The sequence below is a fragment of the Brevundimonas sp. EAKA genome, from assembly GCF_000698025.1.
Lineage (GTDB): Bacteria > Pseudomonadota > Alphaproteobacteria > Caulobacterales > Caulobacteraceae > Brevundimonas > Brevundimonas mediterranea_A.
In genome coordinates this window covers 1-1,230 of the sequence record NZ_JMQR01000256.1, presented here as the reverse complement: position 1 = coordinate 1,230, position 1,230 = coordinate 1, and the positions used below count along the sequence as shown (strand labels likewise).

General features: G+C 67.9%; 3 protein-coding genes. 2 read left to right on the top strand and 1 reads right to left on the bottom strand.

The window, feature by feature from the left end:
- Positions 1 to 133: 133 nt before the first annotated feature.
- Together ER13_RS17320 and ER13_RS19210 are read left to right on the top strand one after the other, a co-directional pair.
- Entirely contained in the window at positions 134 to 721 is a 588-nt protein-coding gene (locus ER13_RS17320) for an ABC transporter permease (protein WP_231492586.1), read from the top strand.
- 64 nt (positions 722 to 785) lie between these two features.
- Positions 786 to 917: a hypothetical protein gene (locus ER13_RS19210; protein WP_255347099.1), complete on the top strand. Its 132-nt coding sequence runs from the start codon at positions 786 to 788 to the stop codon at positions 915 to 917.
- Positions 918 to 961: 44 nt separating this feature from the next.
- Here the strand turns inward: ER13_RS19210 and ER13_RS18855 are convergent.
- A partial coding sequence (locus ER13_RS18855; protein WP_197019820.1) for a hypothetical protein occupies positions 962 to 1,230 on the bottom strand: 269 nt, incomplete at its 5' end.

Below are 1,230 nucleotides of genomic sequence, written 5' to 3'. Positions count from 1 at the left end.
GTCTATGGCGGCATGCTTCCAGCGGCCGAGATGGCCGCGTATCGCGAAGCCCGGTCCCGTCATGAAGTGGCGTCAGAGGCCGCCGCCGAGGTCATGGCGGGGGCGACCGAGCCCGCCCCCGGGGGGGCCGGTCTTGGCGGCAAGATCCGGGGCCGGCCGGCCCTGGGGCAGAACGGGCCGGGGGGGCGGGGGGCTGGCCCTGGCGGTGTCGCTGCACCCGGCGGCCGGGCGGGCCGTGCGGCCCCTGGCCGTGGCGCTTCAGGTCACGCCGGTCGTGGCCGTCGCCCCCCTGGTGCTGATCTGGGCCGGGCTGGACCACGCCGACCGGGCCGTGGTGGCCCTGGCGGCCGTCGTCGCCTTCTTCCCGCTGTTCTCGGGAATTCTGACCGGGCTGAAGTCGGCCGATCCCGACCTGGAGCGGCTGTTCGACCTGTATGGCGCCACGCCCCTGCAAAGACTGTGGCGGCTGCGCCTGCCCTCGGCCCTTCCGTTCGCGCTGGAGGGTCTGCGGGTCGCGGCGGGTCTGGCGGTCATCGGCGCCGTGGTGGCCGAATTCGTCTCGGGCTCGGGCGCGACCCAGGGTCTGGCCTGGCGGCTGCTGGAGGCGGGCAACCGCCTGCGCACGGCGGAAATGCTGGCCGGGGTCCTGTGCCTGACCCTGCTGGGCCTGGTGCTGAACGCCGCTGTCGGGGTGATCGGACGATTCCTGTTGCGCCGTTAGCGACGGGTTAAGCGATATCCGCCTAGGCTGGGGGTTGTCTTTTTGTTCGTGCGAGACCCGCCCCTTGCGACACGCCCTGATCCTGTCGACCGCCCTGATCGCCGCCTGCGCGGCGTCGGGCGCCGCCATGGCTCAATCTTCGGCGAGCGGCGCAGGCGGGCTGCGCTCCCTGTCCCTGTCACTTTTACACAACTGACGCTGCCGACGGGCCACGCTGTGAATTTGTCTAGGGACTAACCGTCAGTATTGAAACCCACCCAATCGTATGTTTTCATGCCTCCAAATCTTGGAGGCTTTTTTATTGTTTTTTTTTATAACCAGAAGACGTCTTACGAGATTCACTGGGGTCTGGTGGGTTCGGAGGTTTGTATAAGAGACAGCATCCAGGGTGGGAATGATCTCCCTTCCCAGGGTGGTAAGGGCGACGCCAACGACGACCAGGGCCGCCACGACCGAGACGATGACGATACGGGCATTGCCGACCGCCGCGCGGATGGCCGGTTCGATCC